Genomic DNA, 23029 nt, shown 5'->3' with positions numbered 1-23029 from the left:
TCGTCAGGCGGCCGGCTCGGACGCCGGCTCGGGAATCGGGAACAGCGCGCCGAGCAGGGTCGCGACCCACTCGATCAGTGCCGCGTCGTCGGGCGCTTCGCCGTTGACACGCGGCAGGGGCACGGTCGCCACCTTCGGAGCGGCGTGGTACTTCGACCCGGGGTACATCCGCTGCAGGCGCACCTGCAGCGAGTCCGGCAGCTGAGCAGGAGCGAGGCGCAGGTTCGAGCCCATCGCGACGACCTCGCCCAATCCCGCCCGCTGCGCCGCCCGCCGCAACCGCGAGACCGCGATGAGGTTCACCACCGGCTCGGGCGGCTCGCCGTAGCGGTCGGTCAGCTCCTCCAGCACCAGGTCGATCTGGCCGTCCTTCGCCGCCGGCGAGCTCGCGGTCGACAGCTTCTGATAGGCCTCCAGCCTCAGCCGCTCGCTGTCGACGTACTCCTCGGGGATGTGGGCGTCGACGGGCAGCTCCAGGCGCAACTCGGTCTGCCCCTCCGCCACCTCGCCGCGGAAGGTCGAGACGGCCTCCCCGATCATCCTCAGGTACAGGTCGAAGCCCACTCCCGCGATGTGGCCGGACTGCTCCCCGCCCAGGAGGTTGCCCGCTCCGCGGATCTCGAGGTCTTTGAGCGCGACCTGCATTCCGCTGCCGAGGTCGTTGTTGGCCGCGATCGTCGACAACCGGTCGTGGGCCGTCTCGCTCAACGGCTTGTCCTCGTCCCACAGGAAGTAGGCGTACGCCCGCTCGCGACCACGGCCGACGCGACCGCGGAGCTGGTGGAGCTGGCTCAGGCCGTACTTGTCGGCGCGGTCGATGATGATCGTGTTGGCGTTGGAGATGTCGAGTCCGGTCTCGATGATGGTGGTCGAGACCAGCACGTCGAACTTGCGCTCCCAGAAGTCCACGACGACCTGTTCGAGGGCGTGCTCGTTCATCCGGCCGTGCGCGACCGCGATGCGCGCCTCCGGCACGAGTTCGGCGAGCTTGGCGGCCGTCGCCGAGATCGAACCGACCCGGTTGTGCACGAAGAACACCTGCCCTTCGCGCAGCAGCTCGCGCCGGATCGCCGCGGCGACCTGCCGCTCGGAATACGGCCCCACGAACGTCAGGATCGGGTGCCGGTCCTCCGGCGGGGTGGCGAGCGTCGACATCTCGCGGATGCCGGTGACCGCCATCTCGAGCGTGCGCGGGATCGGCGTCGCGCTCATCGCGAGGATGTCGACGTTGGTCTTCAGTTTCTTCAGTGCGTCCTTGTGCTCGACGCCGAACCGCTGCTCCTCGTCGATGATGACGAGCCCGAGGTCTTTGAACGTCACGCCGTCGGCCAGGATGCGGTGCGTGCCGATCACCATGTCCACGGTGCCGTCGGCGAGCCCCCGCAGGGTCTCGCGGGCCTCCTTGTCGGTCTGGAACCGGCTGAGCTGGCGCAGGTGGATCGGGAAGCCCGCGAAGCGCTCCAGGAAGGTCTCGGCGTGCTGCTTGACCAGCAGCGTCGTCGGCACCAGCATGGCCACCTGCTTGCCGTCCTGGATGGCCTTGAACGCAGCGCGGACGGCGATCTCCGTCTTGCCGAAGCCCACGTCGCCCGAGATGAGACGGTCCATCGGGATGGGCCGCTCCATGTCGGCCTTCACCTCGTCGATCGTCTGCAGCTGGTCGTGGGTCTCCGCGAACGGGAAGGCCTCCTCGAGCTCGCGCTGCCACGGCGTGTCGGGCCCGAAGGAATGGCCCTTGCTCGCCATGCGCGCCGAGTACAGCTTGACGAGCTCGACGGCGATGTCGCGCACGGCCCGCCGCGCGCGGCCCTTGGCGGCCGACCAGTCGCTGCCGCCCATCTTGGACAGCTGCGGCGCCTCGCCTCCCACGTAGCGGGTCAGCAGGTCGAGCTGGTCGGTCGGCACGTACAGCTTGTCGCCCGGGTAGCCGCGCTTGGAGGGCGCGTACTCGAGCACCAGGTACTCGCGCTTGGACTTGACCGCGTTGCGTCCGCCGCTGGACACCTCGCGCTGGGTCAGCTCGAGGAACTTGCCGATGCCGTGCGTCTCGTGCACCACGTAGTCGCCGGGCTTCAGCGCGAGCGGGTCGACGACGTTCTTGCGCCGGGTGGCGAGCTTCTTGACCTGTCGCGACTCGTAGCCGACCGAGCGGCCGTAGAACTCGCTCTCGCCGATCAGCGCCAGCTTGTCGTCCGGCATCTCGAAGCCGTGCTCGACGTTCGCCCGCAGCAGGTACGCCACCCCGGCCTCGGGGTTCTCGGGGAACGCATCGACCGGGCGTGCGGGCAGCTCGGCGTCGGCCAGCACCTGGGCGGCGCGCTCCACCAGGCCGGCGCCCTCGGCGACGACGGCGACCCGCCAGCCGTCGCGGAGGCGCTGGGCCACGTGCTCGACCGCACCCGTGACGTTGCCCTGGAAGCTCGGCACGGCCTCCGCGTCGACGCGCACCTGGAGGTACTCCTCCACCTCGCGTTCGAGCGGCAGGTCGTCCACCGCGTCGGCCTGGAAGCCGGAGAACGTCCACCACGGGTGGTCCGGGTTCTGCTGCCCGGGGCGGCTGAACTTCACCGAGTCGCGCAGTTTCTGCAGAGTGAGGAAATCGCCCGCGGCGAGATCGATCGGGGCCGCGGCGCCCACCGTGGCGGCACTCCAGGCCGCAGAGAGGAACTCGCGGTTCGTCTCGGCCAGACTTACCGCGCGCGAGGCGACCCGCTCGGGCGAGAGCACGGCGATGGCCGCGCCGTCGGGGAGGTAATGGGTGAGCGGCACCAGCCGGTCGACCAGGGCCGGGGCGAGCGATTCCATGCCCTCCACCGGGATGCCCTCGCCGATCTTGGCGAGCATCGCCGACAGGCTGGGGAACTCGTGCTCCATCTCCCTCGCGCGCTGACGCACGGGCTCGCTGAGCAGCATCTCCCGGCTCGGCGGCAGCGAAACCGCCGGGATCGGCTCGGGAAGCGAGCGCTGGTCGGCGACCGAGAACGCCCGGATCTGTTCGACCTCGTCACCGAAGAAGTCGACCCGGTACGGGTGCTCGGCGGTCGGCGGGAAGACGTCGAGGATGCCGCCGCGCACCGCGAACTCGCCGCGCCGGGTCACCATGTCGACGCGCGCGTAGGCCAGATCGACGAGCTGGAGGGCGAGGCCGCCGAGGTCGAAGCCGCGGCCTCCGGCTGTCAGCTCGATCGTCGCGTAGTCGGTGAGGTTGTCGGCGAGCGGCTGCAGCGCGGCGCGGACCGAGGCCACCAGGACACAGAAACGCGCGGGCGCCCCCGCCTCGCGCGCGGCGGACCAGTCGGCGAGCCGGCGCAGAGCGGTGAGGCGCTTGCCGACGATCTCGGCGCTCGGGCTGAGCCGCTCGTGCGGCAACGTCTCCCAGGCGGGGAACTCGACGACCTCGGCGTCGGGGAGAACGCACGGCAGGGCGGCGCGCACGGACTCGGACTCGCGGCCGGTCGCCGTGATGACGAGCACCGCCTGCGAGGCGCCCGCGGCGGCGCGTCTGCCGACGAGCCCGGCCAGCAGCGGAACGCGCAGGCCGTCGGTCAGCGAGAAGTCGGCATCGCGCGCTGCGTAGGCCAGTGCGTCGGAGAACGTGGAGGCGCGCTCGAGCGCCGCGATCAAGCCCTGCAGTATCACTCGGGCAAGTCTACGCGGGGGTTCCGACAGCGCGACCGGAGCCGGGCAGCGGAACGAGCGCTCCATCGCGCCCCAGCGTGTGCCAGGTCGGCCGCGACGCAGAGGCGGCCGCCGCCGTCGCCCCGCGCAACCGGTGGGCGCTCAACAGCAGCGCCCCGGTCGAAGGCAGCAGCCGATCCGGCCCGGCGAGCACGTCGAACTCCCCGATGCGGTCGAGCTGCGCCGCCCCGGCCTTGACGCAGGCCTCCTTCGCCGTCCACGCCAGTCGGAAGGTGCGCGCGGCGTCGGGCGCCTGCGCGACGAACGCCCGCTCGGTGCCGGTCAGAGCCTCTTTCGGGAGGCCGCCGCCCGCGTCAGCCGCGACGCCTGCGCCCACCTCCGCCTCCACATCGACGCCGAGGCGAGCGGCCGAGACACCGGCCGCGACCCAGCCGTGCGAATGGGACCAGCTCACGTGGAGTCCGGACAGCGGGACCGGGCGGCCGTGCTCCCCTCCGCACACGTCGCAGCTCTGACCCAGATCGGCCGGCGCGACGTCGCCCACCCCTGCCTCCCGCAGCAGCCGCGCCGCGAGGAGCCGGGCGGCCACGAAGTCGTCACGGTCGGACGGCGACCGCAGGGTGCGACGCCGCGCCTCCGCCGGCGCGCTCAGCGGGCCTGGCGGCAGCTGCGCGAGGACCTCCCGGGTCGTCGCGACGACGACAGTGCTCAGATCCACCCCTCCAGCGCCCGCATGAACCCGTCGTGGTCGTCGCGGTTGATGACGTGACCGCTGCCCGCGACAACGCGCACGTCGAAGCCGGTCGCGCGCAGGCGGTCGGCGACCTGCGGCTTCACCAGGTAGGAGTTGTCGGCCAGGATCACCAGTGACGGTACCGCCATGTGCTCCGGCGCCCGCATCACGCTCGGGGCGAGCACCGCGGGGATCGCCGCACGGTGGAAGGACTCGAACGTCTCGCGCTCGATCGCGACATCGACCGGATCCCAGCGCGGGTTGCGCTTGGCGATCTTCGCCGCCGACTGCCGCGCGAGCGTGCGGAGGAACGCGGGTGCGAGCTTGAGCTGGAGCCAGTTCGCGGCCGGGCAGGAGAAGGCGGGATCGACGTAGACGGCGCGTTCGGGATGGAGCCGGTCGACCGCGAGGCTCACCGTGAGGCCGCCGAGCGAGTGCCCCATCACCAGTTCGGGAGCATACGGAACGGTGTCGAGGATGTCCTCCGCCATCAGCTCGGCCGTGTACTCCGCCGCGCGCGGGCTGTGACCGTGACCGCGCAGATCGACGGCGACGACGTGGTAGCCGCGCTCGGCGAGCACCGGCCCGACCCGCCGCCAGTTGCGCGAGTCCGACATGACGCCGTGGACCAGGACCGCGTAGCGGTCGCCGGTGCCCCACTCGCGCGTGTACAACTTCATGGACCGAGACGGTACCCCGTGGAACTGGGGCGGCGCAGTACGTCCGCCTCGCTCCGGCTGAGTGTCCGACGTGAGTCGACGGTGAGGACACCTCGCATCTCACCCCGAACGGCCGGACACGCTCGCACCCGTCGCCCGCAGAACCCGATCGAGGGGGGGCGCAAAGGCCCCTAAAACGGGGTTTCAGGGGCCTTCAGGCACCCCTCGGCGGTCGACCGTGACGCGTCAGCGCTCGGTGTGGAACCGGTTCTGGGCGGCCGTGAGGCCCTCGGCCGCGATCTGCTCGACGGCATCGGCCGCATCGGCCACCAGGATGGGCAGGGTCTTACGCTCGGTCGCGCTGAAGCCGGCGAGCACATGGTCGGCTGCCGCACGCGAACCGGGAGGCCGGCCGACGCCGACGCGCACCCGCGTGAAGTCGCCGGTGCCGGTCGCGGCGATGACGTCGCGCACGCCGTTGTGTCCGCCGTGACCCCCGCCGAACTTGAGCTTGAGGGTGTCGAACGGGATGTCCAGCTCATCCTGCACGACGATCAGCTGCGACGGTTCGAGCGAGTAGAACCGGAGCAGCTGCGACACCGGCCCCCCCGACACGTTCATGTACGTGTTGGGCTTGGCCAGGATGAACCGCGGCCCGCCGGGGGCGAGACGCCCCTCGGCGACCGTGGCGTTCGTCTTGTGCGTCTTGAAGGTCAGACGTCCGCGCGAGGCGAGCTCGTCGAGCACCAGCTGGCCCACGTTGTGACGTGTGGCGGCGTAGCCGGGCCCGGGGTTCCCGAGCCCGACCACGAGCCAAGGGCCCTCCTGCTGCTGAGGATCGGCCATGGGAGATGCTTACTCCGCGGACTCGGCGGCGGCGCCCTCGGCGGCCTCCTCGGCGGCGGCCTCCCCAGCAGCCTCCTCCTCGTCGGCGCGCGCGGCGGCGGGAACGACGATGTTGAGGATCAGGAGGTCCTCGTCCTCGGCGAGCACCGCGCCGGTCGGAAGCACGAAGTCCTTGGCGTGGTACTGCGTGCCCTCCTCGGCGTCGGTGACGTCGATGACGATGCGCTCGGGGATGTGGGTGGCCTCGACCTCGAACTTGATGGTCGGGATGTCGAGCACGGCGATGGTGCCGGAGAACGGCTCGCCCTCGACGTGCACGGGCACCTCGACCTGGACCTTCTCGCCGCGGCGCACGACCAGCAGGTCGAGGTGCTCGATGATCTGGAGCACCGGGTCCTTCTGGACGTCCTTGACCAGGGCGAGCTGGCTCGTGCCCTCGATGTCGAGGTCGAGGACGGCGTTCGCCTTGCGGAGCAGCAGGCCCACCTGGTGCGCCGGGACGGTGATGTGGACGGGGTCGGTGCCGTGGCCGTAGATGACCGCGGGGATCTTGCCCGCGGCGCGGATCTTGCGGGCAGCGCCCTTGCCGAAGCTGTCGCGGACTTCCGCGGCGACCGTGTTGGACTCGTCAGCCATGATGCCTCCTCGCCGGCGGTGCCGGCTGTCAGGCGAGCCGAGGGGCTCGCAGTGTTGGGTGTTCGACTCGAGCGCATCGAAGTGCGCGAGGAAAGACTGCGTAGCCTGCTCCACCGCGTCGATAACGGATGCGTGGCGCATCCCTCGCCGAAGTTCAGTGGCCCAGTCTACCCGACGCGGCGGCCGACGCGATCCACGATGGCGGCGGCGAGCTCGGCAGGCGATTCCGCGATGTCGAGACGGAGGCCGGCCTCGTCGGCCTGCAGCGGCTCCAGGGTTGCGAGCTGCGAGTCGAGCAGGGAGGCCGGCATGAAGTGGCCGGGCCGGATCATCCGCTCCTGAAGGAGCTCGCGAGGCCCGTCGAGCTCCGCGAACACCGTTCCGGGAGCCTCGGCGCGGATCAGGTCGCGGTAGGAGCGCTTGAGCGCGGAGCAGGCGACGACCACGCCCGTATCATCGCCATCGGCGAGAGTGCGGCCCACCGCTCGGAGCCAGGGCTCACGGTCGGCGTCGGTGAGCGGGATCCCGGCGGCCATCTTCGCGACGTTGGCCGCCGGGTGGAGGTCGTCGCCGTCGACGAACGACGCACCGAGCGCGTCGGCCACCACCCGCCCGACCGTCGATTTGCCGGAACCCGACACTCCCATCACGACCACTCGCACGCCCACGCGCACACCTCCCGTTCCCGTGCTCTATTCTGCGGCCCGGCGACGCTCACCAGTCGTGCATCGAGCCGTCGAGCAGGCGGTTGACGGGAAGGTAGGCGGCCTCGTAGGGGAAGGAGCCGGCGACGACGTCGTCGTAGTCGACGCCGAGGCCGGGGGCCTCGCCGGGCTTGAGCATGCCGTCCTCGAACGTGTAGGTCGTCCGGAAGACCTCGTGCGTGGCCGGGCTGTGCTGCATGTACTCCTGGATGCCGAAGTTCGGGATGGCGATTCCCAGGTGGACGGCCGCCGCCAGTCCGACGGGAGAGACATCGGTCGGCCCGTGCACGCCGGACTTGATCTGATACACGGCGGCGTAGTCGAAGATCCGGCGCAGCCCGGTGATGCCTCCGGCGTGGGTGACGGGAGAACGCACGTAGTCGATCAGCTGCTCCTCGAACAGCTCGCGGTAATCCCAGATTGTGTTGAACACCTCGCCGATCGCGAGCGGCGTCGTCGTGTGTTCGCGCACGCGGCGCAGCACGGCCTGGTTCTCGGCCGGAGTGACGTCTTCGAGCCAGAACAGGTCGTACGGCTCCAGAGACTTGCCGAGCTTCGCCGCCTGGATCGGCGTCAGCCGGTGGTGCGCGTCGTGCAGCAGCGGCAGCTCCGGGCCGAACTCGTTGCGCACGGCTTCGAAGACGGTCGGGGCGTGCCGCAGGTAGGCCCGGGTGTCCCAGGTCTCCTCCACCGGTACGGCGCTGCGACGAGCGGGTTCGTAGTCGTAGCGGGCGTCGGAGCCCGTCCCCGCTCCCGCGGCGGCGTTCTTGCTCGACGCCACCCCGTACACCGACGGCAGACCGGGGATGCCGGTCTGCACGCGCACCGCCCGATACCCCTCCTCCAGGTGCTCGTTGATGGAGTCGAACAGCTCCGGGAGCTCGGCGCCGGAGGCGTGTCCGTAGACCAGCAGGCCCTCGCGGCTGCGGCCGCCCAGCAGCTGGTAGAGCGGGAGGCCGGCGACCTTCGCCTTGATGTCCCAGAGCGCGGTGTCGACGGCGGCGATGGAGGCCATGGTGACCGGTCCGCGCCGCCAGTACGCGCCCCGGTACAGGTACTGCCAGGTGTCCTCGATGGCGTGCGCGTCCCGCCCGATCAGAAGCGGCACGACGTGCTCGCTCAGGTAGGCGGCGACGGCGAGCTCACGGCCGTTGAGCGTGGCGTCGCCGAGCCCGGTGACCCCGTCGTCCGTCGTGATGCGCAGGGTGACGAAGTTGCGGCCGGGGCTCGAGACGAGGACGTCCGCTGCGGTGATTCTCATGCGTGTGCTCCTTGCTGCCGGGCGGCGATCCGTTCGGCGAGAGGGTCGGTGAGGTCGGTGAGGTCGGGCTTGTCGGGGGACAGCGCGGCGAGTGACTCGAGGACGGCGGCGGCGCGCTCGCGCGGCGCGGTCGCCTCCCGCAGCCGCTCGACCAGCGCGGCGGCGCCGGGGTCGCGGACGTCCGGTCCGACGAGGTGGCCGGCCCAGGCGGCGAGGACGCCGAGCTGGGCATCGCCCGGCGCACGTCCGGAGGCGAGTCTGCTGCGCAGCGGGTCGAGGATGCGCGGTCCGAGCTTCTGCGAGCCGTCGGTGCCGATCTGGGCGAGCCGGTGCTCGATGCGCGCGTTGCCGAACCGGGCACGGAGGGCGGCGAGCGCTTCGTCCACCGTCGCGGCGTCGAACGGCAGCTCGGTGCGCTGCTCCTCCCAGAGACGCTCGAGCTCCGCGGCGAGCGCCGGGTCGGCGACCGCCTCGGCGACGGTTTGATGCCCGGCGGCGAGTCCGTGGTAGGCGAGCAGCGAGTGTCCGGCGTTGAGCAGCCAGAGCTTTCGGCGCTCGTAGGGAGCGATATCGTCGACGAACTGCGCGCCCGCCGCCTCCCAGGCGGGCCGGCCCGCGGGGAACGCACCGGCGAGCACCCATTCGGCGAACGGCTCGGTCACCACCGGCGCCGCGTCGTCCCAGCCGGTGAGGCGGAGGACGGCGTCGCGGTCGGCGTCCGTGGTCGCCGGGGTGATCCGGTCGACCATCGATGACACGAACGACACCTCGGTGCGGATCCAGCCCTCCAGGTCGGAGCCCGGCTCGACGAGCGCGAGCACCGCGTCACGGATGACGCGACCGTTGTCCGGGAGGTTGTCGCAGCTGATGACCGCGATGCCGCCGGCGCCCGCCGCCCGGCGCGCCCGGAGCCCGTCGAGCACGCGCGCGGGGGCCGACGAGCCGGGACGGTAACCGGCCTCCGTGACCGTGAGGGTCAGCACGCCGACCTCCGGGTCGGCGAGCACCCGTCGCCAGGCGTCGAGGTCGGCGCCGTCGTGGACCTCGCTCAGCGACTCGATGAGCGTGGCGCTGTCCCCCTCCGGCCCGCGCTCGAGGAGTGTGTAGACCGCGTCCTGTGCCGCGAGCACTCGCGCAGCCTCCGCACTGCGCCCGGTGAAGGCCGCGATGCCGGAGCCGTCGCCGGCGAGCTGCGTGAACCACGCCTGATGGGCGCGGTGGAACGCCCCGAGACCGAGGTGTGCCGCCCGTACCGGGCGACGCACCGACCGGGAAGGAACGGTCATGCCGCCACCGCGGCGCGGGTCCGGGACTCGACCGCCCGCAGGTACGCGAGGTCGTCCGCGGTGCGATCGACGAGCGGCAGCTCGGTCGAGAAGTCCTCGCTGGTCACCCACCCGTCATAGCCGAACTCGTGCAGGGCGCGGAAGTAACCGTCCACGTCGCCGGTGCCGGTGCGCAGCGGCGCCCACTCGTGACGCCAGCGGACCGTGCCGTCGGCCTCGGGCTCCCCCGGCAGCCAGGCGACGTTCTTCACGTGGACGTGCGCGAGGTACGGCCCGAGCAGCTGGAGGGCCGAAAGCGTGCGCTCCTGTCCTTCGATCACCAGGTTGCCGAGGTCGTGGATGACGCCGACGGCCGCCGGGTCGAGCCCGTCGAGCAGGCGGAACGCGGCGGACGCGGACGCCGTGATCGTCTCGTGGTGCAGCTCGACGAGCGCCTTCACGCCGAGGGAGGCCGCGACGGTCGCCGCGCGCTCCAGGTCGCGTCGGGCCCCGGCGAAGAGCTCGCGGTAGTCGCCGGCGTCGGTGCGCGGCATTGTGACCCGCACCTGCCGTGCCCCGAGCGTCGCTGTCGCCGCGAGCATCCGGTCGACGTTCTCGTGGTCGTCGCAGCGCGCATAGCCGCCGATGCCCGAGAACTCGAGTCCGGCCTCCCGGGTCAGCCGGGCGATCTCGGGGAGCGACTCCTCCAGCCCGGTGAGCGGCCAGGTCGCGCGATTGCCCGCCCAGAAGCCCGGCTCGGCGACGGCCTCCTGGTCGACGATGCGCCACTCGATGCCGTCCCAGCCCTGGGCCGCGATGTTCCGCACGGCCTCGTCGGGAGCCCAGTCGGGGGTCGAGGCGGTGAAGACGGAGAACTTCATGCGTTCACCCCCGTCGTGACGACGACGTCGTCGAGGGAGCCGTCGAGCACGTCGTCCAGCAGCACCGGCCGGCCGAGCGTCGCCGAGAGATACACGGCCCGCACGACGGCGAGCGAGAGGAATGCGTCGGCGACGGTGACACCGGGGGCACGGTTTTCGCGGATGGCGTCGACGATGTCCTCGTACTGCCGGAGGTGGCCGATCACGAACTGCTCGGGGCCGCGGTCGGCGCCGCGCAGCTCGCTCGCCGGCACCATGTCGGCGGCGCGATCGCCGTCGGTCTCGGCGGTCGCGAAGTATTCGAGCTGGTCGTCGTCGATGATCGCCGACCCGCGGTCGCCGTGCACCTGCACCCGCACCGACAGTCCGGGATAGGCGGCGGTCGTGGCGTGCAGGACGGCGAGGGCGCCCGACTCGAACCGGATGGTCGCGACCGCGACATCCTCGATCTCGACCCGCTCGTGCGCGAGGAGTGCGGTGCGGGCGTCGATCTCGACCGGCGTGCCGAGGAACCAGACCAGGAGGTCGACCGTGTGCACGCCCTGGTTCATCACGGCTCCCCCGCCGTCGAGCTCCCAGGTGCCGCGCCACTGGCCCGAGTCGTAGTACTCCTGGCTGCGCCACCAGGCGACGGAGGCGATGCCGCTGGTCAGCCGGCCGAACGCCCCGGAGTGCGCGGCGTCCGCGACGACACGGGAGGCCGGGTCGAAGCGGTGCTGGCTGATCACGGAGACCACGAGCCCGTCGGCCTCGGCCCGGCGCGACAGCGCGAGGATCTTCCGCGCGCGCGGCAGCGAGACGTCGAGCGGCTTCTCGATGACGACGTGCTTGCCCGCGGCGAGCGCCTCCTCGGCGAGCACGACGTGCAGGCCGCTCGGTGTGCAGATGACGACGACGTCGATCGGCGCTCCGGCGAGCGCGGCCGTGAGCGACGCGAACTCGGCGGGACGCTCGGCGCCGTGCTCGGAGACCAGCTGGTCGGCGAGGCCGGTGGCTGCGGCGGGCACGGCATCCACGAGCGCGGTGATCGCCAGGTCGGGGTGCTTCAGGATCGCGCGGGCGTGGTTGAGGCCGATGATGCCGCAGCCGACGATGGCCACGCGCAGGGGCAGGGTGGAGGAAGCGGTCATGCGAGGGTGACTCCGATCTGGTCGGTCAGGCGGCGGAAGGCGCGGCCGGCGACGCCGAACGCCGCGGGCCCGGAGAAGCCGCCGAGGGCGTTCACGTCGGTGAGGTGCGGTTCGAGCGAGGCGAAACCGGTGTAGCCGTCGTCGCGCAGGGCGGTGAGGGTCTGCAGCAGCTGGCCGTCGCCCTCGCCGGCCGGGGTGACCTCGGAGGTCGCCGCCAGCGCGTCCTTCACCTGCAGGTACTCCAGGTGCGGGCGCAGCATCGCGTACCCGTCGTCGAACGGTGCGGCCACGCCCACCTGCACGAAGTTGGCGCTGTCCCAGGCGAGCCGCAGGGCCGGCGAGCCGACCGACTCGACGATGTCGAGGCAGCGCTCCGGGGTGTCGCCGTAGATGTCCTTCTCGTTCTCGTGCAGCAGCACCACTCCGGCTTCCTCGGCCGCCGCGGCGAGGGCGCGCATGCGCTCGATCACGTCGTCGCGGATGCTCTCGACCGGGACGCCCTCGGCGCGGTAGAACGAGAACAGGCGGATGTAGCGGGTGTCGAGCCGCTTCGCCGCCGCGATCGCGCGGCCCAGCCGGTCGACCTCGTGCTGCACGGGGAGCGCGACGTCGACCTTGCCGATCGGCGACGCGATGGCCGATACCTGCATTCCCCGCTCGGCGAAGACCTCGGCCAGGCGGTCGAGCTGCTCGTCGTCGAGGTCGACGATGTTGACGCCCCAGGCGCTGCGCACCTCGATGTGGTTCGCGCCGAGCGCCTGCAGCACCGCGACCTGCACGGCCGGGTCGGGGTCGATCTCGTCGCCGAACCCGGAGAGGGCCCAGGTTGTTTCTGACACTTACTTCACTCCTCCGCTGGTGAGGCCACCGATCAGGTAGCGCTGGAAAACGAGATACAGGACCACGACGGGCACGGCGCAGATCAGCGACGCCGCCATCATCTGCCCGTAGAGCGGGATCGCTCCGCCCTCCTGCGTGGCGCCGAACACCTGCAGCGCGACGGCGGCGGTGCGCGACTCGGGGTTGGTCAGGACCGACGCGAACAGCACATCGTTCCAGCCGAGCAGGAAGGCGAAGATGCCCGACACGACGATCCCCGGCCAGCTCAGCGGCATGACGATCTGCGTCAGGATGCGCCACGACGAGGCACCGTCGATGCGCGCGGCCTCCTCCAGCGCCTTGGGCAGGCCGCGCAGGTAGGTCACCATCACCCAGGTCGAGAACGGCAACGCGAAGGTCAGGTAGGTGATGAACACCGCCCATCGGGTCCCGATGATCTGGACGCCGAGGAGCGACGCGGTCGACGAGAACAGCACGAACACCGGCAGCAGCATGAGCGTGCCGGGGATCGACTGGAGACCGAGCAGGCCGCGCAGGAAGGTCAGCCGGCCGCGGAACTCGTACCGCACGAGCACGTACGCGGTGGCGACCGCGAGGAACGCGCAGACGATCGCGACCGCGCCGCAGATGATGACGCTGTTCATGAGGCCGGTGCCGAGGTCGACCGTGCTCCACACCTTGAGGTAGTTGTCGAAGTGCAGCTCGGTCGGGAAGAACGCCCCGGCCGCCACCGACACGTCGGAGTTGACGGACGCGAACAGCATGTACAGCACCGGGCCGAGCACGATGACCAGCAGGACGGTGATGATCGCGACCAGGAGCGGGCGCGGCAGCAGCCGGGTGACGTCGGCGGAGGGCCCGCGACCGGGTCGTGCGGCACGGCGGGCGTCGCGGGGCGACACGGCGTGCAGGGAGCGGGTGGCGGTGGTCATCGCTGCTCCTCCTCTCCGGAGTCGAGCTTGACCGCTCGAAGATAGATGAACAACGGGATTGCGATGAGCACGAGCGAGCAGATCGCCATCGCCGCGCTGAGCCCGAACCGGAAGCTCTGGAAGCTGGTCACGTAGGTGAGCACCGGCAGGACGTCCACGTCCTGCGGAGCGGGAACGCCGAACAGCACGAACGGCAGCGAGAACGCGTTGATGTTGTGCAGAAGCGCGATGATCAGCGCCAGGAAGATCGGCCCGCGCAGGTACGGCAGCACCACGTAACGCAGCTTGATCCCCCAGGTCGCGCCGTCGATCGCCGCGGCTTCGTGCACCTCGTGGTCGACCGACTGGAGGCCGGCGAGCACGAGCAGGTAGAAGAACGGCCACGACGTCCAGATCTGCACGATGATCAGCGCCCAGAAGCTGAGCGGTCCGTTGAGCCAGAGCCCGCTGTGGATGCCGACCGCGCCGAGAGTGGCGTCGACGACACCTCCCGGCTGCAGCATGGTGCGCCACAGCGTGCCGACCACGAACGCGGGCAGCACGTAGGGGATGAGGAACAGCGACCGCACCAGCGCGCGGCCGCGGAAGCGGTTCTGGGTCGCGAGCGCGGCGGCCAGCCCGATCGGCATGGTCACCACCGCCGCGATCACCGCGAACGAGACGCTGATCCCGATCGAGCGCAGCAGCGGGGAGGCCGTGACGGCCTCCACATAGTTGCCGAGTCCGATGAACGGGGCCTGCAGCCAGCTCTGCAGCGTGTACTGGTCGAGGTCGAGGGTCGACATCACCACGGCGACGATCAGCGGCACCACGATGATGAGGAGCATCAGGACGCCGCCGGGCAGCAGCATCCAGAGCGGCCGGTTGCGCTCGCCGTGCCGGCGGCGCCTGGCCGGGCGGCCGCCCGCGGGGGTGGTCCCCGCGGGCGACGCGCCGGTCACGACCGCACCCGGGGGCGGGGTCAGCGTGGAGTTCGACATCAGCGGCCTCGCGTCACTTCGCCTTGTCGAGCGCGTTCTGCGCGGTGCTCTGCGCGGCCTTGAGCTTCGCTTCGAGGTCCGACGACGAAACCGTGCCGGAGGACAACGCCGGGATGGACTGGACCACGACGTTCACGAGCGCGAGCTGGGTGTCGCCCCAGGCGCCCGTGAAGGGGGTGCCGTAGGCCTTGGTCCCCGCGTCGAGGATCGGCGCGATGAGCTGGTTGCCCTGCTCGACCTGCTTGGCCGCGTCGGCGTTCGTCGGCAGGTCGCCGAAGGTCTTGGTGTACTTCACCTGGTTGTCGGCGCTCGTGAGCATCTTCACCAGGGCGAAGGCGAGATCCTGGTTCTTGGAGTACTTGGCGACCACGATGTTGTCGCCCGAGATGATCGTCGCGGCGGCCTTGCCGTCGCTCGGCAGCTTCGTCGCCCCCGGAGGAACGGTCGGCATGACCGCGTACGCGTACTTGCCCGCCATCGGCGACTTGTCGAGCGACACCTGCGACGAGGAGGAGACCATCGGCAGGAACGCGGCCTTGCCGTTCGCGAAGGCGGCGACCGCCTGCGCGTTCTTCCAGCCGATGGCGGCCGGGTCGACCACCTTGTCGTCGGTCAGCCAGCCGAAGTAGGTCTCGTAGGCCTTCTTGACCGCGGCGTCGTCGATCATCGCCTTCTTGCTCGGGATGTCGAGGATGGTGTTGCCCTGCTGCATCGCCATCGCCCAGACGAACTTCCACGGGTCGTAACCGTCGGCGTACGCGATCGCCATGCCGTGGACATCGCCGGAGGTGAGTTTCTTCGCCTGCTCGGCGAGGCCGTCCCAGGTCGTCGCCGGCTTGTCGATCCCGGCGGCCGCCAGGAGGTCTTTGTTGTAGGCCATCACGAACGGACGGCTGAGGAAGGGGATGCCGACCTCGTTCTTCGCGTCCGGCCCGGAGATGCCGAGGGTGGCGGGGACGAACCGGTCGCGGCCGCCGACTTTCGCCCAGTCGGCGTCGGTCAGCTTGACGAAGGCTCCGGTGGAGTAGGCGGTCGGTGTGAACGTCGTGCCGAGGTCGTAGATGTCCGGACCCTGGCCGCTGAGCACCGAGGTCTGGATCTTGGTCAGCTCGTCGTTGGCGGAGGCGAACGTCTCGAACTTGACTGTGGCGCCGGTCTCCTTCTGGAACTGTGCCGAGACGTCCTTGAACCACTGCTGCTGCTCGGTGGGATAGAGCGCGTTGGCGGCGATCATGACGTCGAGGGTCTTGCCGGTGCCGTCGACCTTGCCGCTGGAGGAGGTGCTGCTGCTGCCGCTGGTGCCCGAGCACCCGGTCAGGACCAGGCCTGCCGCGGCGATGCCCGCGACTGCTGCCAGCGCGAAACGTGATCTCATCGTGTGACTCTCCCTTGAGGACGGTGATGTGCGGATCGTGGCCCCCGGATGCGGTGCACCCCGGAGGACTGGGGCCGAGCCTAGGGAGGTGGCAACACGAGTGCAACCGATTGCCAAAATTTGCCATCGTGTGCTGTGATGGGCACATGAGCCCTCAGCTTCGCGGGTCCACTCCGGATCGTCCCGCCACCCTGGACCGTCCCGCCACCCTGGCGGACGTCGCTGCGGCGAGCGGCGTGGCGACCTCCACCGTCTCGCGCGCGCTGTCCAATCCGGGGCGGGTCAACGCCGTCACCCGCGAGCGGATCGAGCGTGCCGCACGGGAGCTCAACTACATCCCGAACTCGCAGGCCAGGGCACTCACCAGCGGCCGGACCCGGTGCATCGCCGTCCTCGTGTCCGACGTCACGAACCCGTTCTACTTCGGCATCATCCGTGGCACCCAGCAGCAGCTCAAGGCCGCCGGCTACACGCAGCTCCTGGTGGACACCGAGGAGTCGGACGAGCTGGAGGACGGGATGCTGCACAAGCTGCGGCCATCATTCGACGGAGCGATCCTGGCGGCCTCCCGGCTCACCGACCGCCGGCTGACCGCCCTCGCGGAGGAGGTCCCGCTCGTCGCCATCAACCGCCAGACCCGCGGAGTGGCCAACGTCTTCATCGACACGCCGAACGGCGTCGAGCAGGCGGTCGGTCACCTGGTCTCCTTGGGCCACCGCGAGATCGTGTATGCGGCGGGGCCGGAGACGTCGTGGTCGAACGAGCGCCGTTGGCGTGCCCTGGTGCGGGCCGCGGACTCGTACGGCGTGAAATCGCTCCGGGTCGGACCGTTCGCTCCGCGCCAGTACGCCGGAGCGGCCGCCGCCGACGCCGTGATGCACGCCGGGTCGACCGCCTGCATCGCGTTCAACGACCTGCTCGCGATCGGCATGCTCGCCCGGTTCCGCGAGCGCGGCGTCGACGTCCCCGGCGACGTGTCGCTCGTGGGCTGCGACGACATCTTCGGCGCCGACTTCTGCAACCCTCCCTTGACCACGCTCACCGCTCCCATCGAGCAGGCGGGCCGAACGGCTGTGGCGATGCTGCTCGCACGACTCGACGACAGCGCGGCTCCGGTCAGCAGGCAGGCCGCGACGCTGCCCACCCATCTGACGGTCCGCGCCTCCACGGGCGCGGCTCCCGCCCCCTCCACCGAGACCACTCCGACGAAAGGACGCGGATGACCGCGCTCGCCCCGCATCCGGACCGCCTCCTCCCCGCCGACCCGGCAGAGCGCGAGCTTGCGCGTCGGCTGCACGCCACGGTCGCCGATGCTCCGATCTACTCCCCGCACGGGCATGTGCCGGCGGCGATGCTGGCCGACGACCAGCCGTTCCCCGACCCGGCGGCTCTGCTCATCACGCCCGACCACTACGTGACGCGGATGCTGCACGCCGTCGGAGTGCCCCTCGACGCGCTCGGCCTGGCGCGCGACGGCGTCCCCTCCTCCGCCTCCGGCCGTGAGATCTGGCGCACGTTGTGCGAGCACTGGGACGCGTTCCTCGGCACCCCGGTGCGGTTCTGGTTCGAATCGGAGTTCAGCGAGGTGTTCGGGCTCACCGAGCAGCCGTCCGCCGCCAACGCCGACGCGCTCTACGACCGGTTGGAGGCCACTCTGGCCGCCCCCGAGTTCCGGCCGCGCGCCCTGTTCGACCGCTTCAACATCGCCGTGCTCGCCACGACGGACGACCCCGCCGACGACCTCGAGGCGCACGCGCGGCTGGCGGCCGACCCGAGCTTCACCGGCCGCGTCATCCCGACCTTCCGCGCCGACCGCTACATGCACCCGGACGAGCCCGGCTGGGCGGGCCGCTTGCAGACGCTCGCCGAGCGCGCCGACGTCGACACCTCCGGGTACGCCGGCCTGCTGGAGGCGCTGCGCGTGCGCCGTGCGGCGTTCGCGGCCGCAGGCGGCACGGCGACGGACACCGGCGTCATCGATGCCGGCAGCGAGCCGCTCGACGACGCGGAGGCCTCCCGCATCCACCGCGCCGCGCTCGACGGTTCGCTCACGCCGGCGGAGGCCGTGGCCTACCGCCGCAACATGCTCTACCGCCTGGCCGAGATGGCCGCGTCCGACGGGCTCGTGATGCAGCTGCACCCCGGCGTGCACCGCAACCACCACCGTCCGACGTTCGAGGCCTACGGGCCCGACACCGGCCACGACCTGCCCGCCGTGGGGTCGTTCACCGAGCCGCTCACGCCGATCCTGCGCGACTTCGGCACGAACGCGACCTTCCGGCTCGTGCTGTTCACGGTCGACGAGACCACGTTCTCACGCGAGATCGCCCCGCTCGCCGGCTTCTATCCGTCGGTCTACGCCGGCGCCCCCTGGTGGTTCCTCGACACCCCCTCCGCGATCCTCCGCTACCGCCGCGCCATCACCGACAGCGCCGGCTTCACGAAGACCAGCGGCTTCATCGACGACACCCGTGCCTTCTGCTCGATTCCGGCCCGCCACGACATGTCGCGCCGGGTGGACGCGTCGTTCCTGGCCTCGCTCGTGGTGACCCACCAGCTCGCCGAGGAAGACGCCTTCGCGATCGCGCGGCGGCTGGTCGACGACATCCCGCGTGCGACGTTCCGGCTCGGTTGAAGCCGCCTCTCGTCACACAGGAGACCACAGCGCTGCCGCGCGACTACGCTGGACGCAAACCACTCAACGAAGGAGTCCTCCGTGCCCGAGAACCACGCAACGGCCAACATCGGAGTCGTCGGTCTGGCGGTGATGGGGTCGAACCTGGCCCGCAACCTCGCGTCGCGCGAGGGCAACACCGTCGCCGTCTTCAACCGGACCTACGCACGCACCGAGGAGCTCGTGAACGCCCACCCGGAGGCCGGGTTCGTGTCCTCCGAGCAGATCGACGACTTCGTCGCCTCGCTGTCGAAGCCGCGCACCGCGATCATCATGGTGCAGGCCGGCCGCGGCACCGACGCCGTGATCGACCAGCTGGTGGAGCGGTTCGAGCCGGGCGACATCATCGTCGACGGCGGCAACGCGAACTTCCACGACACCATCGAGCGCGAGAAGCGCATCGCGCCGACCGGCATCCACTTCGTCGGTGCCGGCATCTCGGGTGGTGAGGAGGGCGCCCTGCACGGCCCCTCGATCATGCCCGGCGGCTCGGCGGAGTCGTACGAGACCCTCGGCCCGATCCTGGAGTCGATCGCCGCGGTCGCCGAGGGCGAGCCCTGCGTGACCCACGTCGGCACCGACGGCGCCGGCCACTTCGTCAAGATGATCCACAACGGCATCGAGTACGCCGACATGCAGCTCATCGCCGAGGCGTACGACCTGCTGCGCACGGTCGGCGGGCTGGAGCCGGCGCAGATCGCGGACGTGTTCGCCGAGTGGAACAAGGGCTACCTCGAGTCGTACCTGATCGAGATCACGGCCGAGGTGCTGCGCCAGGTCGACGCCGAGACCGGCAAGCCCTTCGTGGACATCGTGCTCGACCAGGCCGGTTCGAAGGGCACCGGCGTGTGGACGGTGCAGAACGCACTCGACCTGGGCATCCCGGTCGGCGGCATCGCGGAGGCCGTGTTCGCCCGCGCCGTGTCCTCCAAGCCCGCGCAGCGTGCCGCGGTGCAGGCGACCATCCGGTCGCGTCCCGAGGTGCAGAAGGCCGACGACGTGGCCGCGTTCGCCGACGACGTGTCGAAGGCGCTCTACGCCTCCAAGGTCGTCGCCTACGCGCAGGGCTTCGACGCGATCATCGCCGGCGCCGAGAAGTACGGCTGGCACATCAACAAGGACAAGATCGCCAAGATCTGGCGCGGCGGCTGCATCATCCGGGCACAGTTCCTCAACCGCATCGCCGACGCCTACGACGAGAACCCGGACATCGCGACCCTCCTGGAGGCGCCGTACTTCGCCGACGCCGTGCGCGAGGGCGAGGCCGCCTGGCGCCGCATCGTCGCCACCGCCGCCCTGAACGGCGTGCCGGTGCCGGGGTTCGGCTCGGCGCTGTCGTACTACGACTCGCTCGCGTCCACCCGTCTCCCGGCCGCGCTCGTGCAGGGGCAGCGCGACTTCTTCGGCGCGCACACCTACAAGCGCGTCGACAAGGACGGGGTCTTCCACACGCTGTGGTCGGGTGACCGCACCGAGATCGAGACCGAGGGCTCCTCGCACTAGCGACCACCGTCGAAGGGCACGTCGTTGTCGCTTCCGGGTTCGGAACGCGACAACGACGTGCCCTTCGGCGTTTGCAATAGCGGGTCGTGCGGCTCAGACTCGTAACGTGACGTTCGAGGACCACCCGGAACTGGCGGAGTACGAGCCGTCGGACCGTCCGCTGCACGGGAGGCGCCGGATGATCGCCACCCGCGTCTTCGTCGTCGTCGCGCTCACCGCCCTCGTCCTGCCCGGCATCATGCTGACGATCAGCATCCAGACGGACACCGCGACCGGCACCTGCGCGGTCTACGCCCGCCACTACGCGCCCGACTCGGTGGGCTCGTCGGCGCGCTTCGAGCTGTTCGCCCCGGCCGGGCCGGGCTGGCAGTGCTACGCGCTCAACACCGAGGGCGACGCCACGTTCATCGCGCCGCTCGGCCTCATCCCGTCGACGCCGCACGCCCTCCGGTGACGAGGAAAGCTCCAGCCGCCGTTCGCCGAAGGGCGCGCCCCTCGAAGAGGGTCGCTCAGGCGGCGCCGTCGAACATGGAGGTCACCGAGCCGTCGGTGAAGACCTCGCGGATGGCGTTGGCCAGGAGCGGCGCGATCGGCAGCACGGTGAGGCCGTCCCAGCGCTTGTGCGCCGGAAGCGGGAGCGTGTCGGTGACGACGACCGAGTCGATCGCCTCCGACTGGAGGAGCTCCACGGCCGGGTCGCTGAAGACGGCGTGGGTCGCAGCGACGACGACGCCGATCGCGCCGCTGGCCTTGAGCGCCTCCGCCGCCTTGACGATGGTGCGCCCGGTGTCGATCAGGTCGTCGACGAGGAGGCAGACGCGGCCCTCCACCTCACCGACGATCTCATGCACCGAGACCTGGTTGGGGACGAGCGGGTCGCGGCGCTTGTGGATGATCGCGAGCGGTGCGCCGAGCTTGTCGCTCCAGATGTCGGCCACGCGGACGCGGCCCATGTCGGGTGACACGACCGTGAGCGTCGACGGGTCGAGCTCGCGCTGCATGTGCTCCAGGAGCACCGGCATGGCGAACAGGTGATCGACAGGGCCGTCGAAGAAGCCCTGGATCTGGGCGGCGTGCAGGTCGACCGACATGATGCGGTCGGCGCCTGCGGCCTTGAAGAGATCGGCGACCAGGCGGGCGGAGATCGGCTCGCGGCCGCGGCCCTTCTTGTCTTGCCGGGCGTAGGGATAGAACGGGGCGACCACGGTGATCCGCTTGGCGGAGGCGCGCTTGAGCGCGTCGACCATGATCAGCTGCTCCATGAGCCACTCGTTGATCGGCGAGGTGTGCGACTGGATGACGAAAGCGTCGGAGCCGCGCACGCTCTCGTCGAACCGCGCGTAGATCTCACCGTTGGCGAAAGTGCGGGAGTCGGTCGGCACCAGCTCGCTGCCGAGGCACTCGGCGATCTGCTCCGCGAGTTCGGGATGCGCACGCCCCGAGATCAGAACGAGTCGTTTCTGGCCGGTGGCAGTGATCCCTGACACTTACTCTCCGCTCTCTTCCGCGGCCGTGGCCTGTTCGGCGGCACGTGCGGCGTCAGTGCCCGGCCGCTTGTCGGCGACCCAGCCTTCGATGTTGCGCTGAGGCGCGACCGTGATGGCGAGCGCGCCGGGTGGAACGTCCTTCCGGACGACGGTTCCCGCTCCGGTGTACGCTCCGTCACCCATCCTAACGGGCGCGACGAGCACCGTGTTCGTGCTGATCCGGACGTGGGAGCCGATGACCGTGCGGTGTTTGTTCACGCCGTCGTAGTTGGCGGTGATCACGCCGGCGCCGAGGTTGCCCTTCTCGCCCACCTCCGCGTCGCCCACGTAGTTGAAGTGGGCCAGCTTCGTCCCCGCGCCGATGACGGCGTTCTTGGTCTCGGTGAACGTGCCGATCTTGCCGTTCTCGCCGAGGACCGTGCCGGGGCGCAGGTAGGCGAAGGGCCCGACGGTGGCGCCGTCGCCGATCACCGCGAGGGTGGCGTCCGTGCGGGTCACGGTCGCGCCCGCGCCCACCTCCGTGTCGAGGAGCGTGGTGTCGGGACCGACGGTGGCGCCGGTGCGCACGGCCGTGGCCCCGCGCAGCTGGGTCCCGGGAAGGATGGTGACGTCCGGCTCCAGGGTCGCCGTGACGTCGATCCAGGTGGTGGCGGGGTCCTGCACGGTCACGCCGGCGAGCTGCCAGGTGCGCACGACGAGGGCGTTGAGCCGCGCCGCGGCCTCGCTCAGCTGCGCCCGGTCGTTGATTCCCTCCACGAGCCACGACTCGGACACCGGCAGCGCGTCGACGTCGAAACCGGCCTCGCGCAGCAGGCCGATGACATCGGTCAGGTACTTCTCGCCCTGGGCGTTGTCGGTGGTCACGTTCGCGAGCATGTCGCGCAGCGCCGCGGCGCCGAAGACGTAGATGCCGGCGTTGATCTCGCCGATGGCGCGCTCGTCGTCGCTGGCGTCCTTGTGCTCGACGATGCGGTCGAGGTGGCCTTCGGCGGTGCGGACGATGCGGCCGTAGCCGGTCGGGTCGGCCGGGAAGGACGACAGGATGGTCGCTGCCGCGCCGCCCGCGCGGTGGGTCGCCACGAGCTCGCGCAGCGTCGCCGCGTCGAGCAGCGGCACATCGCCGTTGACCACGAGGACGTCTCCGCTGAAGTCCTCCGGGAGCGCGGCGACGGCCTGCTCCACGGCGCGCCCGGTACCGGGGACCTCGTCCTGGTCGACGATGACGGCCCCGGGCAGGTCGGCTGTGATCACCTCGGCGAGCCGGTCGCGTTCGTGCCGCACGACGGCGATGACGCGCGCGGCGTCGAGCTCGCGTGCGGTCGCCAGCACGTGCCCGACGACCGGGAGGCCGCCCAGCGGGTGCAGCAGCTTGGGCGTCGCGGACTTCATCCGCGTGCCCTGGCCGGCCGCGAGAACGACGATGGCGAGATTCTGGTCGGTCATGATGCTCCCGGGTGCGATCTGACGGGTCGGTGGGGCTGCAG

20 protein-coding genes are annotated in these 23029 nt (G+C 70.8%); 4 read left to right on the top strand and 16 right to left on the bottom strand.

The annotated features are described in order from the left end of the window. Positions 1 to 3 precede the first annotated feature (3 nt). From mfd to Q0Q23_RS05710, 14 genes are all read right to left on the bottom strand, one after another. Positions 4 to 3639, bottom strand: a complete 3636-nt coding sequence (mfd, locus tag Q0Q23_RS05775) for a transcription-repair coupling factor (RefSeq protein WP_295120747.1) — start codon at positions 3637 to 3639, stop codon at positions 4 to 6. Between the two features lie 10 nt (positions 3640 to 3649). Then, complete coding sequence (locus Q0Q23_RS05770) at positions 3650 to 4357, bottom strand: 4'-phosphopantetheinyl transferase superfamily protein (RefSeq protein WP_295120744.1); 708 nt, start codon at positions 4355 to 4357, stop codon at positions 3650 to 3652. Next, positions 4348 to 5052, bottom strand: coding sequence for an alpha/beta fold hydrolase (locus Q0Q23_RS05765; protein ID WP_295120742.1), 705 nt, complete (start codon positions 5050 to 5052; stop codon positions 4348 to 4350). Before Q0Q23_RS05765 ends, Q0Q23_RS05770 begins: the two co-directional genes overlap by 10 nt. 225 nt (positions 5053 to 5277) lie before the next feature. Next, positions 5278 to 5877: an aminoacyl-tRNA hydrolase gene (pth, locus tag Q0Q23_RS05760; RefSeq protein WP_295120739.1), complete on the bottom strand. Its 600-nt coding sequence runs from the start codon at positions 5875 to 5877 to the stop codon at positions 5278 to 5280. Between the two features lie 9 nt (positions 5878 to 5886). Then, entirely contained in the window at positions 5887 to 6513 is a 627-nt protein-coding gene (locus Q0Q23_RS05755; RefSeq protein WP_295120736.1) for a 50S ribosomal protein L25/general stress protein Ctc, read from the bottom strand. 167 nt (positions 6514 to 6680) lie between these two features. Continuing rightward, positions 6681 to 7181 (bottom strand): gluconokinase, encoded by a 501-nt coding sequence (locus tag Q0Q23_RS05750; RefSeq protein WP_295120733.1) that lies wholly within the window; start codon positions 7179 to 7181, stop codon positions 6681 to 6683. 46 nt (positions 7182 to 7227) lie between these two features. Then, positions 7228 to 8478: a D-mannonate dehydratase ManD gene (manD, locus tag Q0Q23_RS05745; RefSeq protein ID WP_295120730.1), complete on the bottom strand. Its 1251-nt coding sequence runs from the start codon at positions 8476 to 8478 to the stop codon at positions 7228 to 7230. Beyond that, complete coding sequence (locus tag Q0Q23_RS05740; protein ID WP_295120727.1) at positions 8475 to 9764, bottom strand: mannitol dehydrogenase family protein; 1290 nt, start codon at positions 9762 to 9764, stop codon at positions 8475 to 8477. The genes manD and Q0Q23_RS05740 overlap by 4 nt, the downstream gene beginning before the upstream one ends. Then, a complete protein-coding gene (locus tag Q0Q23_RS05735; RefSeq protein ID WP_295120724.1) occupies positions 9761 to 10624 on the bottom strand; it encodes a sugar phosphate isomerase/epimerase in 864 nt (287 codons plus the stop codon). The genes Q0Q23_RS05740 and Q0Q23_RS05735 overlap by 4 nt, the downstream gene beginning before the upstream one ends. Further along, entirely contained in the window at positions 10621 to 11754 is a 1134-nt protein-coding gene (locus Q0Q23_RS05730) for a Gfo/Idh/MocA family protein (RefSeq protein WP_295120721.1), read from the bottom strand. The genes Q0Q23_RS05735 and Q0Q23_RS05730 overlap by 4 nt, the downstream gene beginning before the upstream one ends. Beyond that, complete coding sequence (locus Q0Q23_RS05725) at positions 11751 to 12593, bottom strand: sugar phosphate isomerase/epimerase (RefSeq protein ID WP_295120719.1); 843 nt, start codon at positions 12591 to 12593, stop codon at positions 11751 to 11753. The genes Q0Q23_RS05730 and Q0Q23_RS05725 overlap by 4 nt, the downstream gene beginning before the upstream one ends. After that, positions 12594 to 13526, bottom strand: coding sequence for a carbohydrate ABC transporter permease (locus Q0Q23_RS05720; protein WP_295120716.1), 933 nt, complete (start codon positions 13524 to 13526; stop codon positions 12594 to 12596). It abuts the gene before it with no gap. Continuing rightward, positions 13523 to 14506, bottom strand: a complete 984-nt coding sequence (locus Q0Q23_RS05715; protein ID WP_295120713.1) for a carbohydrate ABC transporter permease — start codon at positions 14504 to 14506, stop codon at positions 13523 to 13525. Before Q0Q23_RS05715 ends, Q0Q23_RS05720 begins: the two co-directional genes overlap by 4 nt. Before the next feature lie 13 nt (positions 14507 to 14519). Next, the gene (locus tag Q0Q23_RS05710) at positions 14520 to 15881 is read right to left on the bottom strand and encodes an ABC transporter substrate-binding protein (protein WP_295120710.1); all 1362 of its coding nucleotides are present in this window, start codon (positions 15879 to 15881) and stop codon (positions 14520 to 14522) included. Between the two features lie 146 nt (positions 15882 to 16027). Between Q0Q23_RS05710 and Q0Q23_RS05705 the strand changes: the two genes are divergently transcribed. The 4 genes from Q0Q23_RS05705 (at position 16028) to Q0Q23_RS05690 (ending at position 20512) form a co-directional block, all read left to right on the top strand. Next, complete coding sequence (locus tag Q0Q23_RS05705) at positions 16028 to 17104, top strand: LacI family DNA-binding transcriptional regulator (protein WP_295120707.1); 1077 nt, start codon at positions 16028 to 16030, stop codon at positions 17102 to 17104. Then, complete coding sequence (uxaC, locus tag Q0Q23_RS05700) at positions 17101 to 18516, top strand: glucuronate isomerase (protein WP_295120706.1); 1416 nt, start codon at positions 17101 to 17103, stop codon at positions 18514 to 18516. The genes Q0Q23_RS05705 and uxaC overlap by 4 nt, the downstream gene beginning before the upstream one ends. An 81-nt stretch (positions 18517 to 18597) precedes the next feature. Then, on the top strand, positions 18598 to 20058 hold the full coding sequence (gndA, locus tag Q0Q23_RS05695; RefSeq protein ID WP_295120704.1) for an NADP-dependent phosphogluconate dehydrogenase: 1461 nt from the start codon (positions 18598 to 18600) through the stop codon (positions 20056 to 20058). Positions 20059 to 20164: 106 nt separating this feature from the next. After that, positions 20165 to 20512 carry a hypothetical protein gene (locus Q0Q23_RS05690; protein ID WP_295120702.1) on the top strand — a complete coding sequence of 116 codons (348 nt, stop codon included), beginning with the start codon at positions 20165 to 20167 and terminating at the stop codon, positions 20510 to 20512. Between the two features lie 55 nt (positions 20513 to 20567). On the opposite strand, the gene Q0Q23_RS05685 is transcribed toward Q0Q23_RS05690, so the two are convergent. Both Q0Q23_RS05685 and glmU read right to left on the bottom strand, forming a co-directional pair. Beyond that, complete coding sequence (locus Q0Q23_RS05685) at positions 20568 to 21545, bottom strand: ribose-phosphate diphosphokinase (RefSeq protein WP_295120700.1); 978 nt, start codon at positions 21543 to 21545, stop codon at positions 20568 to 20570. Then, on the bottom strand, positions 21546 to 22988 hold the full coding sequence (gene glmU / locus Q0Q23_RS05680) for a bifunctional UDP-N-acetylglucosamine diphosphorylase/glucosamine-1-phosphate N-acetyltransferase GlmU (RefSeq protein ID WP_295120698.1): 1443 nt from the start codon (positions 22986 to 22988) through the stop codon (positions 21546 to 21548). Positions 22989 to 23029: the final 41 nt, after the last annotated feature.

The sequence above is a fragment of the uncultured Leifsonia sp. genome (assembly GCF_945957465.1).
In the GTDB taxonomy this organism is placed as follows: Bacteria; Actinomycetota; Actinomycetes; order Actinomycetales; family Microbacteriaceae; genus Leifsonia.
Note: the sequence above shows the minus strand (reverse complement) of the source record. Positions and strands in the feature narration are given on the sequence as shown.

Bases quoted from the DNA above. Each gene is read 5' to 3' on its own strand.
- Q0Q23_RS05765 (WP_295120742.1), bottom strand. From the start codon at position 5,052: ATGAAGTTGTACACGCGCGAGTGGGGCACCGGCGACCGCTACGCGGTC.
- pth (WP_295120739.1), bottom strand. From the start codon at position 5,877: ATGGCCGATCCTCAGCAGCAGGAGGGCCCTTGGCTCGTGGTCGGGCTC.
- Q0Q23_RS05755 (WP_295120736.1), bottom strand. From the start codon at position 6,513: ATGGCTGACGAGTCCAACACGGTCGCCGCGGAAGTCCGCGACAGCTTC.
- manD (WP_295120730.1), bottom strand. From the start codon at position 8,478: ATGAGAATCACCGCAGCGGACGTCCTCGTCTCGAGCCCCGGCCGCAAC.
- Q0Q23_RS05740 (WP_295120727.1), bottom strand. From the start codon at position 9,764: ATGACCGTTCCTTCCCGGTCGGTGCGTCGCCCGGTACGGGCGGCACAC.
- Q0Q23_RS05735 (WP_295120724.1), bottom strand. From the start codon at position 10,624: ATGAAGTTCTCCGTCTTCACCGCCTCGACCCCCGACTGGGCTCCCGAC.
- Q0Q23_RS05730 (WP_295120721.1), bottom strand. From the start codon at position 11,754: ATGACCGCTTCCTCCACCCTGCCCCTGCGCGTGGCCATCGTCGGCTGC.
- Q0Q23_RS05720 (WP_295120716.1), bottom strand. From the start codon at position 13,526: ATGACCACCGCCACCCGCTCCCTGCACGCCGTGTCGCCCCGCGACGCC.
- Q0Q23_RS05715 (WP_295120713.1), bottom strand. From the start codon at position 14,506: ATGTCGAACTCCACGCTGACCCCGCCCCCGGGTGCGGTCGTGACCGGC.
- Q0Q23_RS05710 (WP_295120710.1), bottom strand. From the start codon at position 15,881: ATGAGATCACGTTTCGCGCTGGCAGCAGTCGCGGGCATCGCCGCGGCA.
- Q0Q23_RS05705 (WP_295120707.1), top strand. From the start codon at position 16,028: ATGAGCCCTCAGCTTCGCGGGTCCACTCCGGATCGTCCCGCCACCCTG.
- uxaC (WP_295120706.1), top strand. From the start codon at position 17,101: ATGACCGCGCTCGCCCCGCATCCGGACCGCCTCCTCCCCGCCGACCCG.
- glmU (WP_295120698.1), bottom strand. From the start codon at position 22,988: ATGACCGACCAGAATCTCGCCATCGTCGTTCTCGCGGCCGGCCAGGGC.